Raw genomic sequence first — 13,899 nt, forward strand, 5'->3', positions numbered from 1 at the left:
AACATGCAAACAATTAGTATTTTCACTCCTTATATTCAATGGATTAAAACAAAAGTAGCTAACAAAAATATTATTGAACTAAGGAAAGACCTTAAAATAGATGATTTATTATTTTCAGAAATTGGTCTAAATAATCCTGAAACATTTAACGCAAAGATTGCTCCTGGTCATGAAGTTCTATATCTGGGAAATGTAAAAATCACAAACGATAAATTGTCAGGGCGAAATTTGGATTTCACAAACTTGAGCTATATAGAAATAACCGGTAAAGACTTCTCTGATTTTGAACCTAAAAGCATTTACTATTCAATCTGTTTTCATTCGAAGATTTCAAAATCTACAATTTACAATCTACATTTCCATAAATGTGAATTTGAAGACTTTAGGATGAGTGATTCAAATTTTTATTCATTGTGTTTCTATAATTGTCAACTTTGGACAACTAGTTTTAATGATTGTAGATTAGAGGACGCTATTTTTAGTAAAACTGGACTAGATAATGTATCATTTTATGGAGTTGTTACAAACAACCTGTTTTACACCCCTAAAAAAACGAAATGGCCTAAAGGTCAATCATATTTACTTTCTAATATCTCTAAAGACTTCAGAACTTTAAAGACTTTATTCCAGCAAAATGGTAATCAAAAAGCTGCCAGCGAGGCTTATTATAAAGAAAAAAAATTCAAACTAAAAGCCAATATTAACAGTATCAATCTGATTTCGCCATTCAAGAATGGAAAAAAGTATGGCTTCAAAGTCTTTCAAAATTCTCTCAAAAATCAAATGATAAATCTAAAAAGCCTATTATTGGACGGTACATCATATATGCTTTGGGGATTTGGAGAAAAGCCTATAAGAACATTATTTGCATCCAGTATCATATTGGTACTATATACTTTTCTATATTATTTTTCTTCCATTGATTCAATTGGAGGAGAATTGATCAATTCTTTTTATCTGTCAACAACGATGTTCACAACATTAGGATTTGGAGACTTTAGTCCTTTTCAATCTGGAAGCTTCAAGTTCTTACTCACATCAGAAGCGTTATTGGGAATTTTTATATTTGGTCTGTTTGTGGCTGGATATGCTAATAAATCTAAATACTAATATTGCCATACAAACCATAAAAATCTACATATCATGGGATTAAGCTTCTTTGACAAAGAGATGTATTCATACGAAGACTTGGTCAATCTTATCGAAAATCAGATTGAAGAATCCATAAATCTTGATTATAAATCGGCAAAATCGTTGGATAATACCGATTTAAAAAAGCGTGAATTAGCGAAAGATGTTAGTGCGTTTGCAAATTCGGATGGTGGAATAATAATCTATGGCATTCAAGAAGAAAACCACAAACCCACCAGATTGGATTTTGTGAATGGAAATGAATACACAAAAGAATGGTTGGAGAATGTAATAGACTCCAATATTCAGCAAAAGATCCATGGAATTAAAATATATCCAATAAGAATAAATTCAGACATAAAAGAAACTGTTTATGTTGTAAAGATACCTTCAAGCAGTTCAGCACCTCATATAAGTGCTGATAAGAAGTATTACCGTCGATATAACTTTAAATCTGTTCCAATGGAAGAGTACGAAGTTCGGTTGCTTTACAATCGGACTTCGAGGGCTGAAGTTGACATCCATTCTCTTTTTATGAATTTTAAAGAGGAATATGATGGACCGAGTGGAGAAAAATTAATTTATGACATTGAAGTTTACGTTATTAATTCAAGCAATAGTATTGAAAAACATTGTAAGATTGAAGGAACTTTTGAAAATGTTGAAGGATTAGGAATAGAAGTTTCATTTAGTTCTCAAAATATTAAACATCGCCGTTCATTCGATTCAAATATTCGGTTGCTAATTGGTTACAATGATTCTCCCATATTCCCTGGAGAAATATTCCCTATTTTACAGTTTTCAGTGATCATCGATAAAGTTTCAAATGATCATTTTCTAAATAATGCATCATTGAAATTGAAATTGTTTGATTCTAGTTCAGCAAAAAAAACTGATTTCAAAATAAGAGACCTCAAGAAACTCTGAGTCAGATTAAGGTTAGTCAACTTTCATTTCACCAAATGCTCCTATCCTTTTTCAACCCCGTACACATCGACGGTTAACGAGGCATATTGGGTCCGGAACAGTGGCGTCATGCCGTTCTTAAGGGCCACGTTAATTGAACGCTGGTTCCGGATGTCGATGATGGAAACGAACCGTTGGGTTTCGATGTGTTCCCATCCGAACCGCTTCAGCTGTTGCGCGATTTCGGTTCCATAGCCTTTCCCCCAATAGTTGGGAAGCAGTGAATAGCCAATCTCGTATTCCGGCTTGCCATCGATTACCTGCGGCAGAATTCCTCCCATCCCGATAAACGCACCGGTCTCTTTCAGTTCCACCGCCAGGTGTCCGAGGTTTTGCGTCCGGTACCGTTCGAACTGTTTGGAGATCCATTCCACCGCCAGCACCTCGTTGCTTTTCGACAAGTCCAACCCCAAATACGCCAGGTTATCGTTATCCACGAAAAAGTTCATCCACCGGGGGATGTCCGCTTCGGTTAACTTCCGGTACTGCAACCGCTCGCTCTCCTGCTCGAAATAGTTCATGCCGGCATGATTGTATTGGTTCACATCAAAGCTACGAAGGTTTTTAGATAAAACGGGATGTTGGCAAACAGCCGGGAACGAAGTTCTTGTTTAAGCAGAATTTTATGGACCTTGTTTATTGACTCTTATTTTGTTCTTCAGCAATATTAATGGCCACTATGTTTCATGGCTCTTTCATGTCCTTTGACTAACAATTCGTAAAATGCTTTGTCCTTCGACTGAATCTCATTAAACTCTCCCGGGATTGCCTTGCTTGAAGGGTGAATCTCGTTAAAAAAGAAGTAGAAGAAAGACTCTATTTTGTCGTTCGGTTTTCCTTTCAAAAGTCTATACGTCAGACCAACATTTTTTAAAACTTCGGACCGGAGATGATAGTGAAAGTAGTTCACGGCATCAGCTTCCCAATGACCTCCAATTGAAATATTGATACACTTTTCCAGCTGCTTCTCTATTGGAATACTGTCCAGATCGAAAAATTCAGGAATGTACTCGTGCCCGTCATATAGTGGAGCGGCTTTTCCATTTTCATAACCAAAAGTTTCCTGAAATTCCCGGAATGAATTAGGAAATAGTTCAAAGTATTTGCGCTGGTTAACCAGGCTTCTATCATTCTTTAGGTTGGTAAAAGCAGTTTTTAGCTTTTCAGTATTAACTGACTGTCCAAAAGTGTTGATGAACAGAAATGTTAGCAGAAAAGTTAGTAGTGTTTTCATCTGTAGTCGTTTATATATTCATGAGATACTTAAGTGTCTTAATCTTTCATCCTGCCCACCGGAATCGCTCCAGTTCTCAGAAATAACGTAATCACCTGAATTCTTATTGTTCAATAACTATTTATCGGCAATTGAAGCCGGAGTTTTTATTTACTCGTCGCTTAATTCAATCACATGCTTCAGCTCATAAGTCATCCCGGAGAATCCGCCGGGTCCGCTATTGTATAAAACCCTCACTGCCTGGCGACACTCAGGACATTCGAAATCGAGAAACGAAGCTTCATCTAGTCCGTGTTCTGCAACAAATTTCTCAATCAATACACGCTCACTGTCCGTCAGGTTAGAATGATTTGATTTTGCGTGCCTCTCAAGGTCCTGATTCCTAATAGATACTTTACAACCACAATGGGAACAGGTATATTCAAAAGGCAGTTCATAATCAATTGGATAAATAGGTTTCGAGTCCGGATAAAACCGGTCTTTCTTCAGCTCAGAGATTGTCTTGTTAAATCTTGCTTCTGGTTCAATCAGCTTTATCATCATGTCTCATCTCTTTCTCATTTCATCCCTTAATTCATCAGGTACATTTACCCAGGTTGTTTCTGCGGTCAACAAAAGTTTACAAGAGCATTCTGTTTCACAAACGTCAAGGATATGGTTGTGCCATTTTAAATATGACCACTCCCGGAGTTTCGGTGAATACAAGGAATGCTTATCCACATCCCAGTGAACCTCCGTTGCTGTTCGGTATATCATCGGGTAAGTTGTCATGTCGGTTATGACATGTAGTTTCCCTTCGCGGTCAATCTCAATTGATTTGATGCTATCGGTTTGTATCATAAGATTTTTTTATCCCATCCCATTGACATTGTTAACAGTTCCCTAGTTATTCATCCATATCTTCAACCGGTCGAACTCCTCCGGATGATCAGTCAGCCATTTTGCCGCTTCGTCACCGTCCGATTCTGAGATGTAATAACTAAACGGTTTCGTGAGATTCTCATTCGCCATCCGGTAGAAGAACGACACATAGAAGTCCCACCAGAAGCCCTTGTGATCTTTCTTCAGTTCGCCCATCACTTTAAAGATGTTGTCGTTGTTCTCGGCAAACAGTTCCAGGTCCGTTTTTCCCTTGTTCTCTTCGAGGGAGTTGGAAGCCTTCGACAGACTGACCATCATTTCGGCAGCGCCAAAATCGGGGTCTTCATCTTCCGGAACCATCATGTTGATGTTCTTCTCTCCCTCCCGGGTCACCCCGTGGTCGATGTAGTTTCTCAACGTTTGGTATTCAACGGCTGACCGGCCGGAGTTGGGCTCGAGCAACAGGAAAAAGTAGAGAGGAAGCATGGCCTTTATTCGCGAGCCTTTCCTCTCCATTATCTTACTCAGAATTAGATGACTGCTGGCATGCGACGGATAATCCGTAATGGCCTTGATGGCTAAATCGTACGCCTTATCGGTTTCGCCGGCGTTAAAACAACAGATGGCATAATTGTAATACACCAAATAGTGGTGGAAATCCTTCGCAGCGCTTTCGTACACCTTCATGGCCTTCTTAGTCTTCCCCTGCATATCCAACGCATTCCCGTAGGTGATATAGGCGCCTAAAACATTTCCGTTGTTCAGGTCGATGACTTTCTTACTGAACGTCTCTGCATTTTTATAGTCTTTAGCAGCCAGGTAAGAAAAGGCTATTTCGTAATTGGCTACACTCGAATTGGGAGCTATTTCCAGCACCTTTTGGTAGGTCTCAATCGCCTTCTGATATTCTCCTTTGTCATGCAGCGCAACGCCTTCACGAATCATATCTTCGACTTTCTGGTTTTGTCCATGCGCCCAATGAGTCACGAAGAGAAAAGAGATGAGGATAAGAAGTTTGGTTTTTGTCATGGTTTGTTGGTTTGTTAAGGTCATGATATGGCTAAAGATTAGCTTGTGTCTGGCCTGCTTTTTAGCTACTCCTGTTTTTCTTGCCCCAAAATAGCGAAATCGATTGAATTTTTATTGTTCAGACGGATGTTGTTGAATAGTAGAAACGAGGCAGCAGACGATAGACGCAAGATGGTTTCAGGTTGTGAGTAGCGATTTCTGTTGTTCCTGTTGTTTCTGTTGTTCGACTTCGATGAAGGATTTCCTTGTGCCCTCTGTGTAAAACTTAGCGTCCTTAGTGGTAGAAAACATTAACCACAAGGGGCACAAAGGAAAACACAACGTGCACAAAGACATCGATGAATGCCTGGCTGTCCTGTCGTTCCATTTACTGCCGGCCTGGTAGGGCCACGATACATTGTGGCCGCGTGTCAATCCTGAAATACCGGTGTTTCTATTCAACGTTAACATATGCGGCGCAAGAACATTTGTGTTTCATTTTTTTTCGAAACGTGCGCCTCCTTTTAATGTACTGAATTCAACCTTGGGGCGGCGTCATCGCGACTATTGCCGCTCTTCCTTCCCCCAAGCTATGGACTTACGGTCCTCCAGACCTTCCTCTGGAGCAACCTCGAAGCTGAATTAGCGTAATTAGCTTTAATTGGCGTAATTCGTATTTCTCTATTTCCTCGCTTTTCCGGTCAGAGATTCAATATTCATCTTCAGAACAATGACGGTATCGAACGCCCGGTCGATGTAGGCTTTGCCTTCTTTCAGATAGTCGGGAGAATACTTCTCTACCAGCAGCAGAAGGCCTTTGCGTTTATCATCGCCTGCCGCCTCGGTGATGGTTCCGGCGGCAATGGCACTCTCGAAACGGGTACTGAACTTCGCCGGCAGGACTTCCGTTTTCCCGACGACACAAAACGATGCATGAGGATGAGCCCGTAAGAAATCGAGCTTGGCCCCTTCGGTAGCACAATGGAAGTAGATGGCATCGCCGGCGTAAGCGTAACTTATCGGAACACCATAGCCTTCGTTTTCGGGTGTGCTCATCGACAGAACGCCGTACTCTCCCTGGCGCAGCAATTCCAAAGTGTCTTCATCGCTCAGACGGCGCTCCTGTTTTCGCATGGGACGATTCATGTGCTTGTTTTTACCGTTTTGATGATAAGGTTTGCCGGTAAATATAAGGAATAATTGGTCTGAACCGGGATTACGCAGATTAACCAGATTACACAGATTGATTCAAATGCATAACCGGATGAAAGGAGACGCGAAGCATCGCGTCTCTGCACAATGCCGTTAATTATTTCCGGGCATCACATGTACATCCAGCTCTGTATTGTTTAAAACAATGAGATCGTCAGCATCGCCCATCACCTCGTCTACGATTCCATATTCCTTCGCCTCCTGTGCGTTCAGGTATTTATCCCGCAGGAAGAATTCCTCAATCTCTTTCCAGGAATGACCGGTATGTTTTCCCATGAGGTAGAAAATCTGCGTCTGCAAGCGCTCCTGTTCACGTGTGGCAATACGCACATCTTCTGTGTATCCTTTGGAGCCGCCTCCCGTAGGATGCATGTGAATGGTGGCATGAGGAAGTGCATAACGCATCCCTTTATCGCCGGCGCTAAGCAGAAATGTGGCCATACTTCCTGTAAAGCCCACCGCATAAGTCGCCACCGGGGCCTTCATCATTTTCATTGTATCGTAAATGGCCATGCCGGAATAAACCACACCACCCGGACTTTGAATATAAAGATTGATGGTTTGGTTGCCATCTACACTGTTCAGGTAAATGAGTTGTGCCACTACCAAAGCCGCAGTCGTTTCGTTGATGGACTCGCCCAGGAAGATAATGCGTTCTTTTAACAGCAAACTGTAAATGTCGTACGCCCGTTCGCTTCCGGCCGAATTATCGGTTACCATGGGTATTAAACTCGAATGTATCATCTCACTCAGGTTTAAATATACGTTCTACTCGTTGTCGGAAACTCCTTTTACGGGGCTCATTAAAGAGTCGCTGATGCACCGCTTCCAGCTCTTCCTTCAGTTTCTTCCGGTGATACATCCGGATAAGCCGGTATACCTTTTCCTGAAGCCTGACTTCCGTTCGCAACTCCGGGTGAGCGATCATTCGGGCTTCGAACAGCAATTGCTCTGATGGAGACAATCTGTCCTGTAAGTATTGCTCGATGAGTTGTATGTTATTCGGTGAAGTCGTCATAGCTCAGTGATTTTTCTTTAACCGTATTACGAATCTTCTCCATGCATTTGTACTTCTGCACGCTGGCCGAGTGTTCGCTGGCATACCCAAGCTTCCCGGCTAATTTCTTCATCGACAAGTTCTGGTAATAGAAGGCGCGGAGCAGGTCCATGCACTTCTTCCCTGCAACTTCCAGGAATTTTAGTAACCGACTTGTTTGCACGGGCGGATAGAAATCTTCCGGAATGGCTATCCGGCTTTCGGCTTCATTCAGTGTTACTTTTCTTTTGTCTCTGTGAAACTTACGAATCCACAAATGTTCGGCGATTCCCAACAGATAGGCTTCCTGCGTGGCTCGTACCGTTCTCTTATCTTCTTCCGGTATTTCCATGTACACCACCAGGGCATCGTGAAAAATGTCCTTTGCATCGTCGAATGAGCCGCCCATTTTCCGGACAAATGTTGCCACCGGCGGGAAAGTTCTTTCATACAACTCATCCACGGATGGTGGAAGGTACGTCTGTTTTCGCTCGATGGTATGTGTTTGAATGGCTACTGCTTCCATATGTCATCTCTTTACCAGTATGTGCAGTTAAAGTTCCAAACATCACCCGGAAAACGAAAAAATTTCCACAAAAAAAAAGAGAGGTTGCCTGCAACGTCTCTTTACAAATGTCATGTTCATTGGTTGCCGACGCGATAAATTGCGTCTCTACGGGTATGCGGTGCGAATCATGGATTCGTTATTCGCCAAAAGGTCCTGATTTTTTTATTACGTACATAGGCGTATCGGGGCACTTGTGTTAGAACATAATAGACCCCTAGCATGTCGGCACACGCTCCTGCTGCATTAAACACCAGGATATGTTCGACCAGACTGTTGCTTCCGAAAATGAATAGGAATAGTAAGCCTACTGCAGATATGATTACAAAAGGCGCCAGCAAAACCCGGATAAATGTATTCCTTTTCATCTCTCCCAAATAGGCAGCAAATGGAGCAAAGCCATTGACCGTAAATCCCAGCCAAACATTGGAAGACGTTAACTTTTCAGGAAAAAAAAGCGCATGTATTAATTCGTGTATCGGAGCAAATATTAAGAAGGAGATAAGCATCGTGGTTATATTCAACTCAAAATGAATCCCCAGCATTCTCATCAACACAATAATTAATGCACCATTGAAAATCATAAAAGGGATAGCCTTTAACTGGGTCGTCCATAAATCCGTTGGCTCTTTTAATCCGGTCCATTTTTCATCCGGATGAAAATTAGGGTCATCAGGAAATCGGTTGAAAATAAATCTCATCTGTCTCGTAGGTTATTAGTTTTGTTAAATAAAGATAACGAATAATTCGTTCAAAAAAAGGTAGATCGAATCATGGGAGACGCGATGAATCGCGTCTCTACGGGTTATTGTTTTTGCAATGTCATTTTAAGGGCCTGGGTCAATGCGGCTTTGTTCAGGCCGGTGCTGACGTAAACAATTTTTCCGGTTCCGTCAATCAGGAAAAAGGCTGGCGCCACATCAACGCCATATTCGGTAGCCACGCTTCTTCCCTGGTAAAGGGTAGGATAAAGCCGTTTCTGCTTTCCGACGTAAGCTTTGAGATTGGATGCCTCCTTGCCGGTCATTTCGATACCGTAGATAGCCAGCTCGTTTTGTCCGTCCAGCTCATGTAGTTTGTTCAGAAAAGCGGTGACCTCGTCATCACCCTGGCAATAGGGAAACCAGAACTCGAGCAGTACCGGTTTGCCTTTCAGTTCTTTCAGGCTAACAAAATCGCCCTTCAAAGCCGGAAGCTCCCATAGTGGTGCCACCTGCCCCGTTTTGACCTGCGCCCTGTTTTTCAACGAAGCGAAGTACTCCTGCTTCGACATGCGCAGATACGACTTCGGGAAACGGTCGTAACTCCAGGCCGATTTCTCCATCCCCTGATCGATCCCCAGGTAACGGAAGGTCGATTCCCAATATCCTTTGTTGTCGGGGTAGTTCCACCGGAACTGAACCGGAAGACCTGCCTTTTTCGAGACAGCCAGCACATAATGATAAATCTTTCCCGGTACCCGTTTCAATTGATGGTTGGCATTCGGATCGATCCACAGGTTCTTCATGTCGATAGACACAACCCAGCAGCCCTGCTTCCGAATGGTCCGGTCCTTTTGCCGGGTAATCGTGATATCGGGATTGTCGATCATTTCGGGCAGCAACTTCCGCAGCACATACACCGAGTTAATGAGGTAGGTGGAGCTGTTTACATCGAAAGCGACCTGGTGATTGGAATAGATGACGGTTTTGTCGAACGGATTGCTCTGAAAGAACTGGTGTCCGTTGAACACCTGTTCGCCATTGCCGGTCATGAACCGGTACCGTGCGCCCAGAATGGAATCGGTGCTGGTGAAATCGAAATAACAGAGCGCCGAATCGAGCTTGTTGGTTCCCATCTCCCGCTGAAACGTATGAATGGTGGTTTCGTACCCTACCGATTGCATCCGGTTCATCCGGTCTTCCGTTTGCCGAAGAATATCAGCCGGTTTTTCCTGGCAACCGGCCAGCAACCAACTCCCCGTCAGTAAAACCAATCCCGTCGTAACCGTCCGTCTGTTCCACTTCATGTATCCTGTTGTTTACAACAATGCTTTGATGTCCGCTAAGATACGTTTATCTGTGGGTTTGTCATAGAGACGTTGCATGCAACGTCTCTACAGGGCCGGTTCCGGCGTTGGGCGTGTCCAGCGTTTGTTCAGCCAGCGCCAGGTGAGGATGAAGAGGCCCAACGCTATCAGGAGAACAGTACCGTAAATTAGTTTATCACCGATACCGTCGCTAAGCGATTCATTCGCGTTAGCCGCATTTATCATGGCAATATAACCTACCAGGTTGTTGACAAAATGAATAACCATTCCTGGTATGATGGATTTTGATTTCCAGTATATCCAACCGAGCAATAATCCGGCTAAGATAGCACTGGTGGTCTGCCACATATTCATGTGTGCCACACCGAAGATAACAGCTGACCAGATAATGGCTTTGGCTGGCGAATAGTTTTTCAGTAAACCTTCCAAAATCACTCCCCGGAAGAGAATCTCCTCCAATACCGGAGCTGCAACTACCATCGTCAGAAAAGCAAATACATTGGGCTGAGCCAACTGAGACATGTAGTCATTAAACCAGTCGGATTCAGGGAGCAGATCGGTGACTGCTGAAATAAGTGTAGAGGCAGCAATGGCCATCAGACCAACGACTAACAACACTTGATAAGGCTCCATGTTGAACTTCAAGCGGTATTCCGGTTTGTCAAACTTCCTGATGCGTTTCATTCCCAGCCGGGCTACAATGAAGAATGACAAGCCATACGCTAATAGCAAGGATAAAGATGCAAGGAGTTGTCCATAAGGCAATCCATAGTCCCTGTTCAAAATCATTACGACTATATATGGAATAGACAGGGGAATCGAGATTAATGTCAACCGGATCAGCAGCAGAAAAGACTGTCCGATGTTGGGATAAAAAGATTTGGGTGCTTCTGTTTGGGGGCTTTCTTTAAACATGACAATCAATCATTTTTGTTAGGTGGTAGAGACGTTGCATGCGTCTCTACAGGGTTTTAATGTTCGTTCACGGCCGTCACATAGGTTTTACCGAGGATACGTTTCCGAATCTTTGTGTAGTACCAGGGATAATAAATGCCCAGCGTAATGAGGGTCAACAACCATTGTCCCCAGATGAATAAGAAATCGGCGGTTGGCTCGATATCATATCCAAAGATGTAAGCTCCGTCTTCTTTTTGAGCGATGGTTCGTGCAGAAAAATAGGTGTACAACCGAAGGAAAGCCATCGGGAAATAGATTCCCAGGGTGATCACGGACAGGAATACTTCCAAGGCGATTTTACCTATCGAAGGCATCCATTCGGTATTCCACTGAATGTGGTATTCCTTGTATTTAATGTTAATCAGCCATTTATAGTATAAAAAGTAGTAGGGAATGGCCATAATAAAGAACAACAAAAAGAGCGAGACCTGGAAAGCCGTTGATTCAACATTTTGCGAATAAAGCAGCACGGCAATCAGAGTAAATGCGATAACCGGGAGAATCCATACCAGGAGAACAATGACAAACAGGGTACTGCCGCTCCCCTTGAACTTGAATTCGTGTCCGTTGTGCGAACTGTTGTCGATAAAAAAGCGGCTGATATCCCGGGCAAACCAGGCACCATAAACCCCAAAAGTGATAACAGTCAAAAACGCTCCCAGTAACACCTTTCCGGTGAACAACCAGAATCCTCCACCAAAGTGAAAGTTGGTTTCTCCATACTGAACATGCTCGATGGTGAGCTTGGCGATGAGATAGTATATTAATAAGCCGACAAGTAGCAGTGGCAAAAAAATATGTTTTAAATAATGAAGCTCGGTTCCAGGTGCATACTTTTCGTAGTAATAAAAGCCCATTGGGATGATGTAAATGAAATAGTACAATAGCCACACAGGCAGAAACTTCTTTCCCGTTAAGGTAAAATCGAAATAGTTTTTCATTCAATTAAGTTTTGTAATATATATTGATTGTTGGTTAATCTGTCTGTCTAATCGAATAGCTAAGCAATGCGTCTTTTCTTCTGTTGAATTGACTATCGGTTTCCCCAAATTAGCAAAAAGGTGCTAACCTTATTGTTTATCAGCCATGTTAAATCGGTCATACCAATTAGCGGTATTTCCGTTCATCAGAAAATTCGATACGTTCATCACTGAAAATTGAACGTTCACCACTAAAATCGTTCTATTAAGAATAAATATAAATTAGAAAGGAGACACCAGACATTAGATGTTAGAGGAAAGATGAAGAGGGTTTCTGTTGTTACTATCGTTAGAAAGGTTTCAGGTTACATGTTTCAGGTTCCAGGTTTGGCTTCGAGGTTACTGTGGTTAATGTGGTTGAAAGAAGACCGTTGTGTAAACCTTAACGTGCTTTGTGGTAAAAATGTAAACCACAATGAATACAAAGGAGGCACAGAGGTTGACAATGGTTCTCCAATTCCCCTTTGACTGTTCTATATCTGTGGTTATCTGTCAATTTCATCTCGGTCCATCTGTAGATGATTCTCCCACTCTCCATTTCTCCCCCTCTCACCTTCCTTCACACCGGTGACGGGAAATCAACGACCACGCGGGTTCCGACACCGACGGTGCTTTCGACCTGGATGGTTCCGTTGTTCTTCCGGACGAACTCCTTGCACAACGCCAGTCCAAGTCCGGAACCGCTTTCACCGTCGGTTCCTTTTTCTGAACGACTATTTTCCAGTTCAAAAATTTGCTTCAACCGATCGGGCTTGATACCAACACCTGTGTCCTCAACGACCAGACGGACGCCGTGCAGGTTGTTTTGGGTCGTGATGGAGATCGTGCCTCCGCGGGGTGTATACTTGATAGCATTGGAAACCAGGTTGCGGATAACCGTTTCGACCATCTTGGCATTCCCGCCGATATACGCCGCTTCTCCGTTATGAAACTCGAGTCCGATGGATTTCATCCGGGTCAGGCTTTGGAAGAATTCGATATTGGAAGTAACCAACTGATTCAATTCAATCAACTCTTTCTCAAAGGAGGTCAGATTTTGGGATGTATGGGCCCATTCCAGCAGATTCTGCAACAGATGATAGGTTGACTGGCTCAACGCCTCCATCTTCTCCATAAAAATGAGCTTCTCCTCCTCCTCTAAATCCTTCTCGGTATTCATCAAATTCAGGAAGTTCATGATGGTTCCCACCGGCCCTCTTAGGTCATGAGCAATAATCGAAAAGAATTTGGTCTTCGATTTCAGCTGTCCTTCCAATTCCGTGTACAATTGCATGTTAACGGCCGACAGGAAGCCAAAGGTCAGCGCGGTCATAATTCCCCCCGAAATTCCAAAGGCAATTATCCAGAGATTGCCCACCTGGATATCGTTGAACGAACTGCGATGTACCACCAGGAAGATGCCGGCAACCAGAACCACCAGGAATGTACCGAAGAATATAGCGTTTAGCTGGAAAATCCGCTTAAGGTGACGGCTTTGCTCGTCTACTTTGAGCATTTCGTAAATGGAAAAGACATTGCACAAAGCCAGAATGAAAAGGTGCACGCCAACCCGGGGGAGTTGCAGGCGAAACACATAAAAGAATACCAACGACTGCACAATATCCAGTGCCGGGAAGCCTATAACGATCCATCGGATAACGGGCTTGTCTTTAAATATCCGAATGCCGGCCAAATAAATATACAACCCGGCGGTAATCAACAGCATGGGCACAACAGCTGCCCAAAAACCATTGGCAGGCGGAACTAACCGAAAAAGAAACCCGATACCAATCAGCAGGTTTCCCGCGGCCCAGAACATGGGGCCTTTCACCCGGTCTGTATTCCAGTGAATCAGCAACATGTAAAAGCCCATGATAAGGCTTATTCCTGCCGCAATGACAACAATTATTTTGAGACTGAACGGTTCCATTTTCGATGTTG

The 13,899-nt window shown here is 43.2% G+C and carries 16 protein-coding genes; 2 read left to right on the forward strand and 14 right to left on the reverse strand.

Going from position 1 to position 13,899, the window contains the following annotated elements; translation table 11 throughout:
- Positions 1-3 precede the first annotated feature (3 nt).
- Both GJU87_RS11580 and GJU87_RS11585 read left to right on the forward strand, forming a co-directional pair.
- On the forward strand, positions 4-1,110 hold the full coding sequence (locus GJU87_RS11580; RefSeq protein WP_153639670.1) for an ion channel: 1,107 nt from the start codon (positions 4-6) through the stop codon (positions 1,108-1,110).
- Positions 1,111-1,143: 33 nt separating this feature from the next.
- Entirely contained in the window at positions 1,144-2,058 is a 915-nt protein-coding gene (locus tag GJU87_RS11585) for a helix-turn-helix domain-containing protein (protein ID WP_153639671.1), read from the forward strand.
- A 41-nt stretch (positions 2,059-2,099) separates the two neighbouring features.
- Here GJU87_RS11585 and GJU87_RS11590 read toward each other — a convergent pair whose 3' ends face one another.
- The 14 genes from GJU87_RS11590 to GJU87_RS11650 all read right to left on the reverse strand — a co-directional run bounded on the left by GJU87_RS11590 (position 2,100) and on the right by GJU87_RS11650 (position 13,888).
- Complete coding sequence (locus tag GJU87_RS11590; RefSeq protein WP_153639672.1) at positions 2,100-2,642, reverse strand: GNAT family N-acetyltransferase; 543 nt, start codon at positions 2,640-2,642, stop codon at positions 2,100-2,102.
- Between the two features lie 122 nt (positions 2,643-2,764).
- A complete protein-coding gene (locus tag GJU87_RS11595; protein ID WP_153639673.1) occupies positions 2,765-3,331 on the reverse strand; it encodes a hypothetical protein in 567 nt (188 codons plus the stop codon).
- A 150-nt stretch (positions 3,332-3,481) separates the two neighbouring features.
- Positions 3,482-3,874, reverse strand: coding sequence for a hypothetical protein (locus tag GJU87_RS11600; RefSeq protein WP_153639674.1), 393 nt, complete (start codon positions 3,872-3,874; stop codon positions 3,482-3,484).
- Positions 3,875-3,877: 3 nt separating this feature from the next.
- Positions 3,878-4,171 carry a hypothetical protein gene (locus tag GJU87_RS21845; RefSeq protein WP_194831517.1) on the reverse strand — a complete coding sequence of 98 codons (294 nt, stop codon included), beginning with the start codon at positions 4,169-4,171 and terminating at the stop codon, positions 3,878-3,880.
- A gap of 42 nt (positions 4,172-4,213) precedes the next feature.
- Positions 4,214-5,221, reverse strand: a complete 1,008-nt coding sequence (locus GJU87_RS11605; RefSeq protein ID WP_194831518.1) for a tetratricopeptide repeat protein — start codon at positions 5,219-5,221, stop codon at positions 4,214-4,216.
- Positions 5,222-5,881: 660 nt separating this feature from the next.
- A complete protein-coding gene (locus tag GJU87_RS11610; protein WP_153639676.1) occupies positions 5,882-6,346 on the reverse strand; it encodes a pyridoxamine 5'-phosphate oxidase family protein in 465 nt (154 codons plus the stop codon).
- 159 nt (positions 6,347-6,505) lie between these two features.
- Positions 6,506-7,156, reverse strand: a complete 651-nt coding sequence (locus GJU87_RS11615) for a ClpP family protease (RefSeq protein ID WP_153639677.1) — start codon at positions 7,154-7,156, stop codon at positions 6,506-6,508.
- Position 7,157: 1 nt separating this feature from the next.
- Entirely contained in the window at positions 7,158-7,430 is a 273-nt protein-coding gene (locus GJU87_RS11620) for a hypothetical protein (protein WP_153639678.1), read from the reverse strand.
- Positions 7,411-7,974: an RNA polymerase sigma factor gene (locus GJU87_RS11625; protein WP_228491966.1), complete on the reverse strand. Its 564-nt coding sequence runs from the start codon at positions 7,972-7,974 to the stop codon at positions 7,411-7,413. Before GJU87_RS11625 ends, GJU87_RS11620 begins: the two co-directional genes overlap by 20 nt.
- 167 nt (positions 7,975-8,141) lie before the next feature.
- Entirely contained in the window at positions 8,142-8,714 is a 573-nt protein-coding gene (locus GJU87_RS11630) for a DUF3267 domain-containing protein (RefSeq protein WP_153639679.1), read from the reverse strand.
- Between the two features lie 104 nt (positions 8,715-8,818).
- Positions 8,819-10,021 carry a TlpA disulfide reductase family protein gene (locus GJU87_RS11635; protein ID WP_153639680.1) on the reverse strand — a complete coding sequence of 401 codons (1,203 nt, stop codon included), beginning with the start codon at positions 10,019-10,021 and terminating at the stop codon, positions 8,819-8,821.
- Positions 10,022-10,108: 87 nt separating this feature from the next.
- The gene (locus tag GJU87_RS11640; RefSeq protein ID WP_153639681.1) at positions 10,109-10,957 is read right to left on the reverse strand and encodes a CPBP family intramembrane glutamic endopeptidase; all 849 of its coding nucleotides are present in this window, start codon (positions 10,955-10,957) and stop codon (positions 10,109-10,111) included.
- Between the two features lie 56 nt (positions 10,958-11,013).
- A complete protein-coding gene (locus GJU87_RS11645; protein ID WP_153639682.1) occupies positions 11,014-11,940 on the reverse strand; it encodes a DUF898 family protein in 927 nt (308 codons plus the stop codon).
- Between the two features lie 598 nt (positions 11,941-12,538).
- Entirely contained in the window at positions 12,539-13,888 is a 1,350-nt protein-coding gene (locus tag GJU87_RS11650) for a sensor histidine kinase KdpD (protein ID WP_153639683.1), read from the reverse strand.
- Positions 13,889-13,899 lie beyond the last annotated feature (11 nt).

Source organism: Prolixibacter sp. NT017 (genome assembly GCF_009617875.1).
In the GTDB taxonomy this organism is placed as follows: domain Bacteria; phylum Bacteroidota; class Bacteroidia; order Bacteroidales; family Prolixibacteraceae; genus Prolixibacter.

Coding starts and splice junctions, on each gene's coding strand:
- GJU87_RS11645 (WP_153639682.1), bottom strand. CDS start 11,940: ATGAAAAACTATTTCGATTTTACCTTAACGGGAAAGAAGTTTCTGCCT.
- GJU87_RS21845 (WP_194831517.1), bottom strand. CDS start 4,171: ATGATACAAACCGATAGCATCAAATCAATTGAGATTGACCGCGAAGGG.
- GJU87_RS11615 (WP_153639677.1), bottom strand. CDS start 7,156: ATGATACATTCGAGTTTAATACCCATGGTAACCGATAATTCGGCCGGA.
- GJU87_RS11600 (WP_153639674.1), bottom strand. CDS start 3,874: ATGATGATAAAGCTGATTGAACCAGAAGCAAGATTTAACAAGACAATC.
- GJU87_RS11610 (WP_153639676.1), bottom strand. CDS start 6,346: ATGAATCGTCCCATGCGAAAACAGGAGCGCCGTCTGAGCGATGAAGAC.
- GJU87_RS11585 (WP_153639671.1), top strand. CDS start 1,144: ATGGGATTAAGCTTCTTTGACAAAGAGATGTATTCATACGAAGACTTG.
- GJU87_RS11630 (WP_153639679.1), bottom strand. CDS start 8,714: ATGAGATTTATTTTCAACCGATTTCCTGATGACCCTAATTTTCATCCG.
- GJU87_RS11580 (WP_153639670.1), top strand. CDS start 4: ATGCAAACAATTAGTATTTTCACTCCTTATATTCAATGGATTAAAACA.
- GJU87_RS11650 (WP_153639683.1), bottom strand. CDS start 13,888: ATGGAACCGTTCAGTCTCAAAATAATTGTTGTCATTGCGGCAGGAATA.
- GJU87_RS11595 (WP_153639673.1), bottom strand. CDS start 3,331: ATGAAAACACTACTAACTTTTCTGCTAACATTTCTGTTCATCAACACT.
- GJU87_RS11620 (WP_153639678.1), bottom strand. CDS start 7,430: ATGACGACTTCACCGAATAACATACAACTCATCGAGCAATACTTACAG.
- GJU87_RS11625 (WP_228491966.1), bottom strand. CDS start 7,974: ATGGAAGCAGTAGCCATTCAAACACATACCATCGAGCGAAAACAGACG.
- GJU87_RS11640 (WP_153639681.1), bottom strand. CDS start 10,957: ATGTTTAAAGAAAGCCCCCAAACAGAAGCACCCAAATCTTTTTATCCC.
- GJU87_RS11635 (WP_153639680.1), bottom strand. CDS start 10,021: ATGAAGTGGAACAGACGGACGGTTACGACGGGATTGGTTTTACTGACG.
- GJU87_RS11605 (WP_194831518.1), bottom strand. CDS start 5,221: ATGACAAAAACCAAACTTCTTATCCTCATCTCTTTTCTCTTCGTGACT.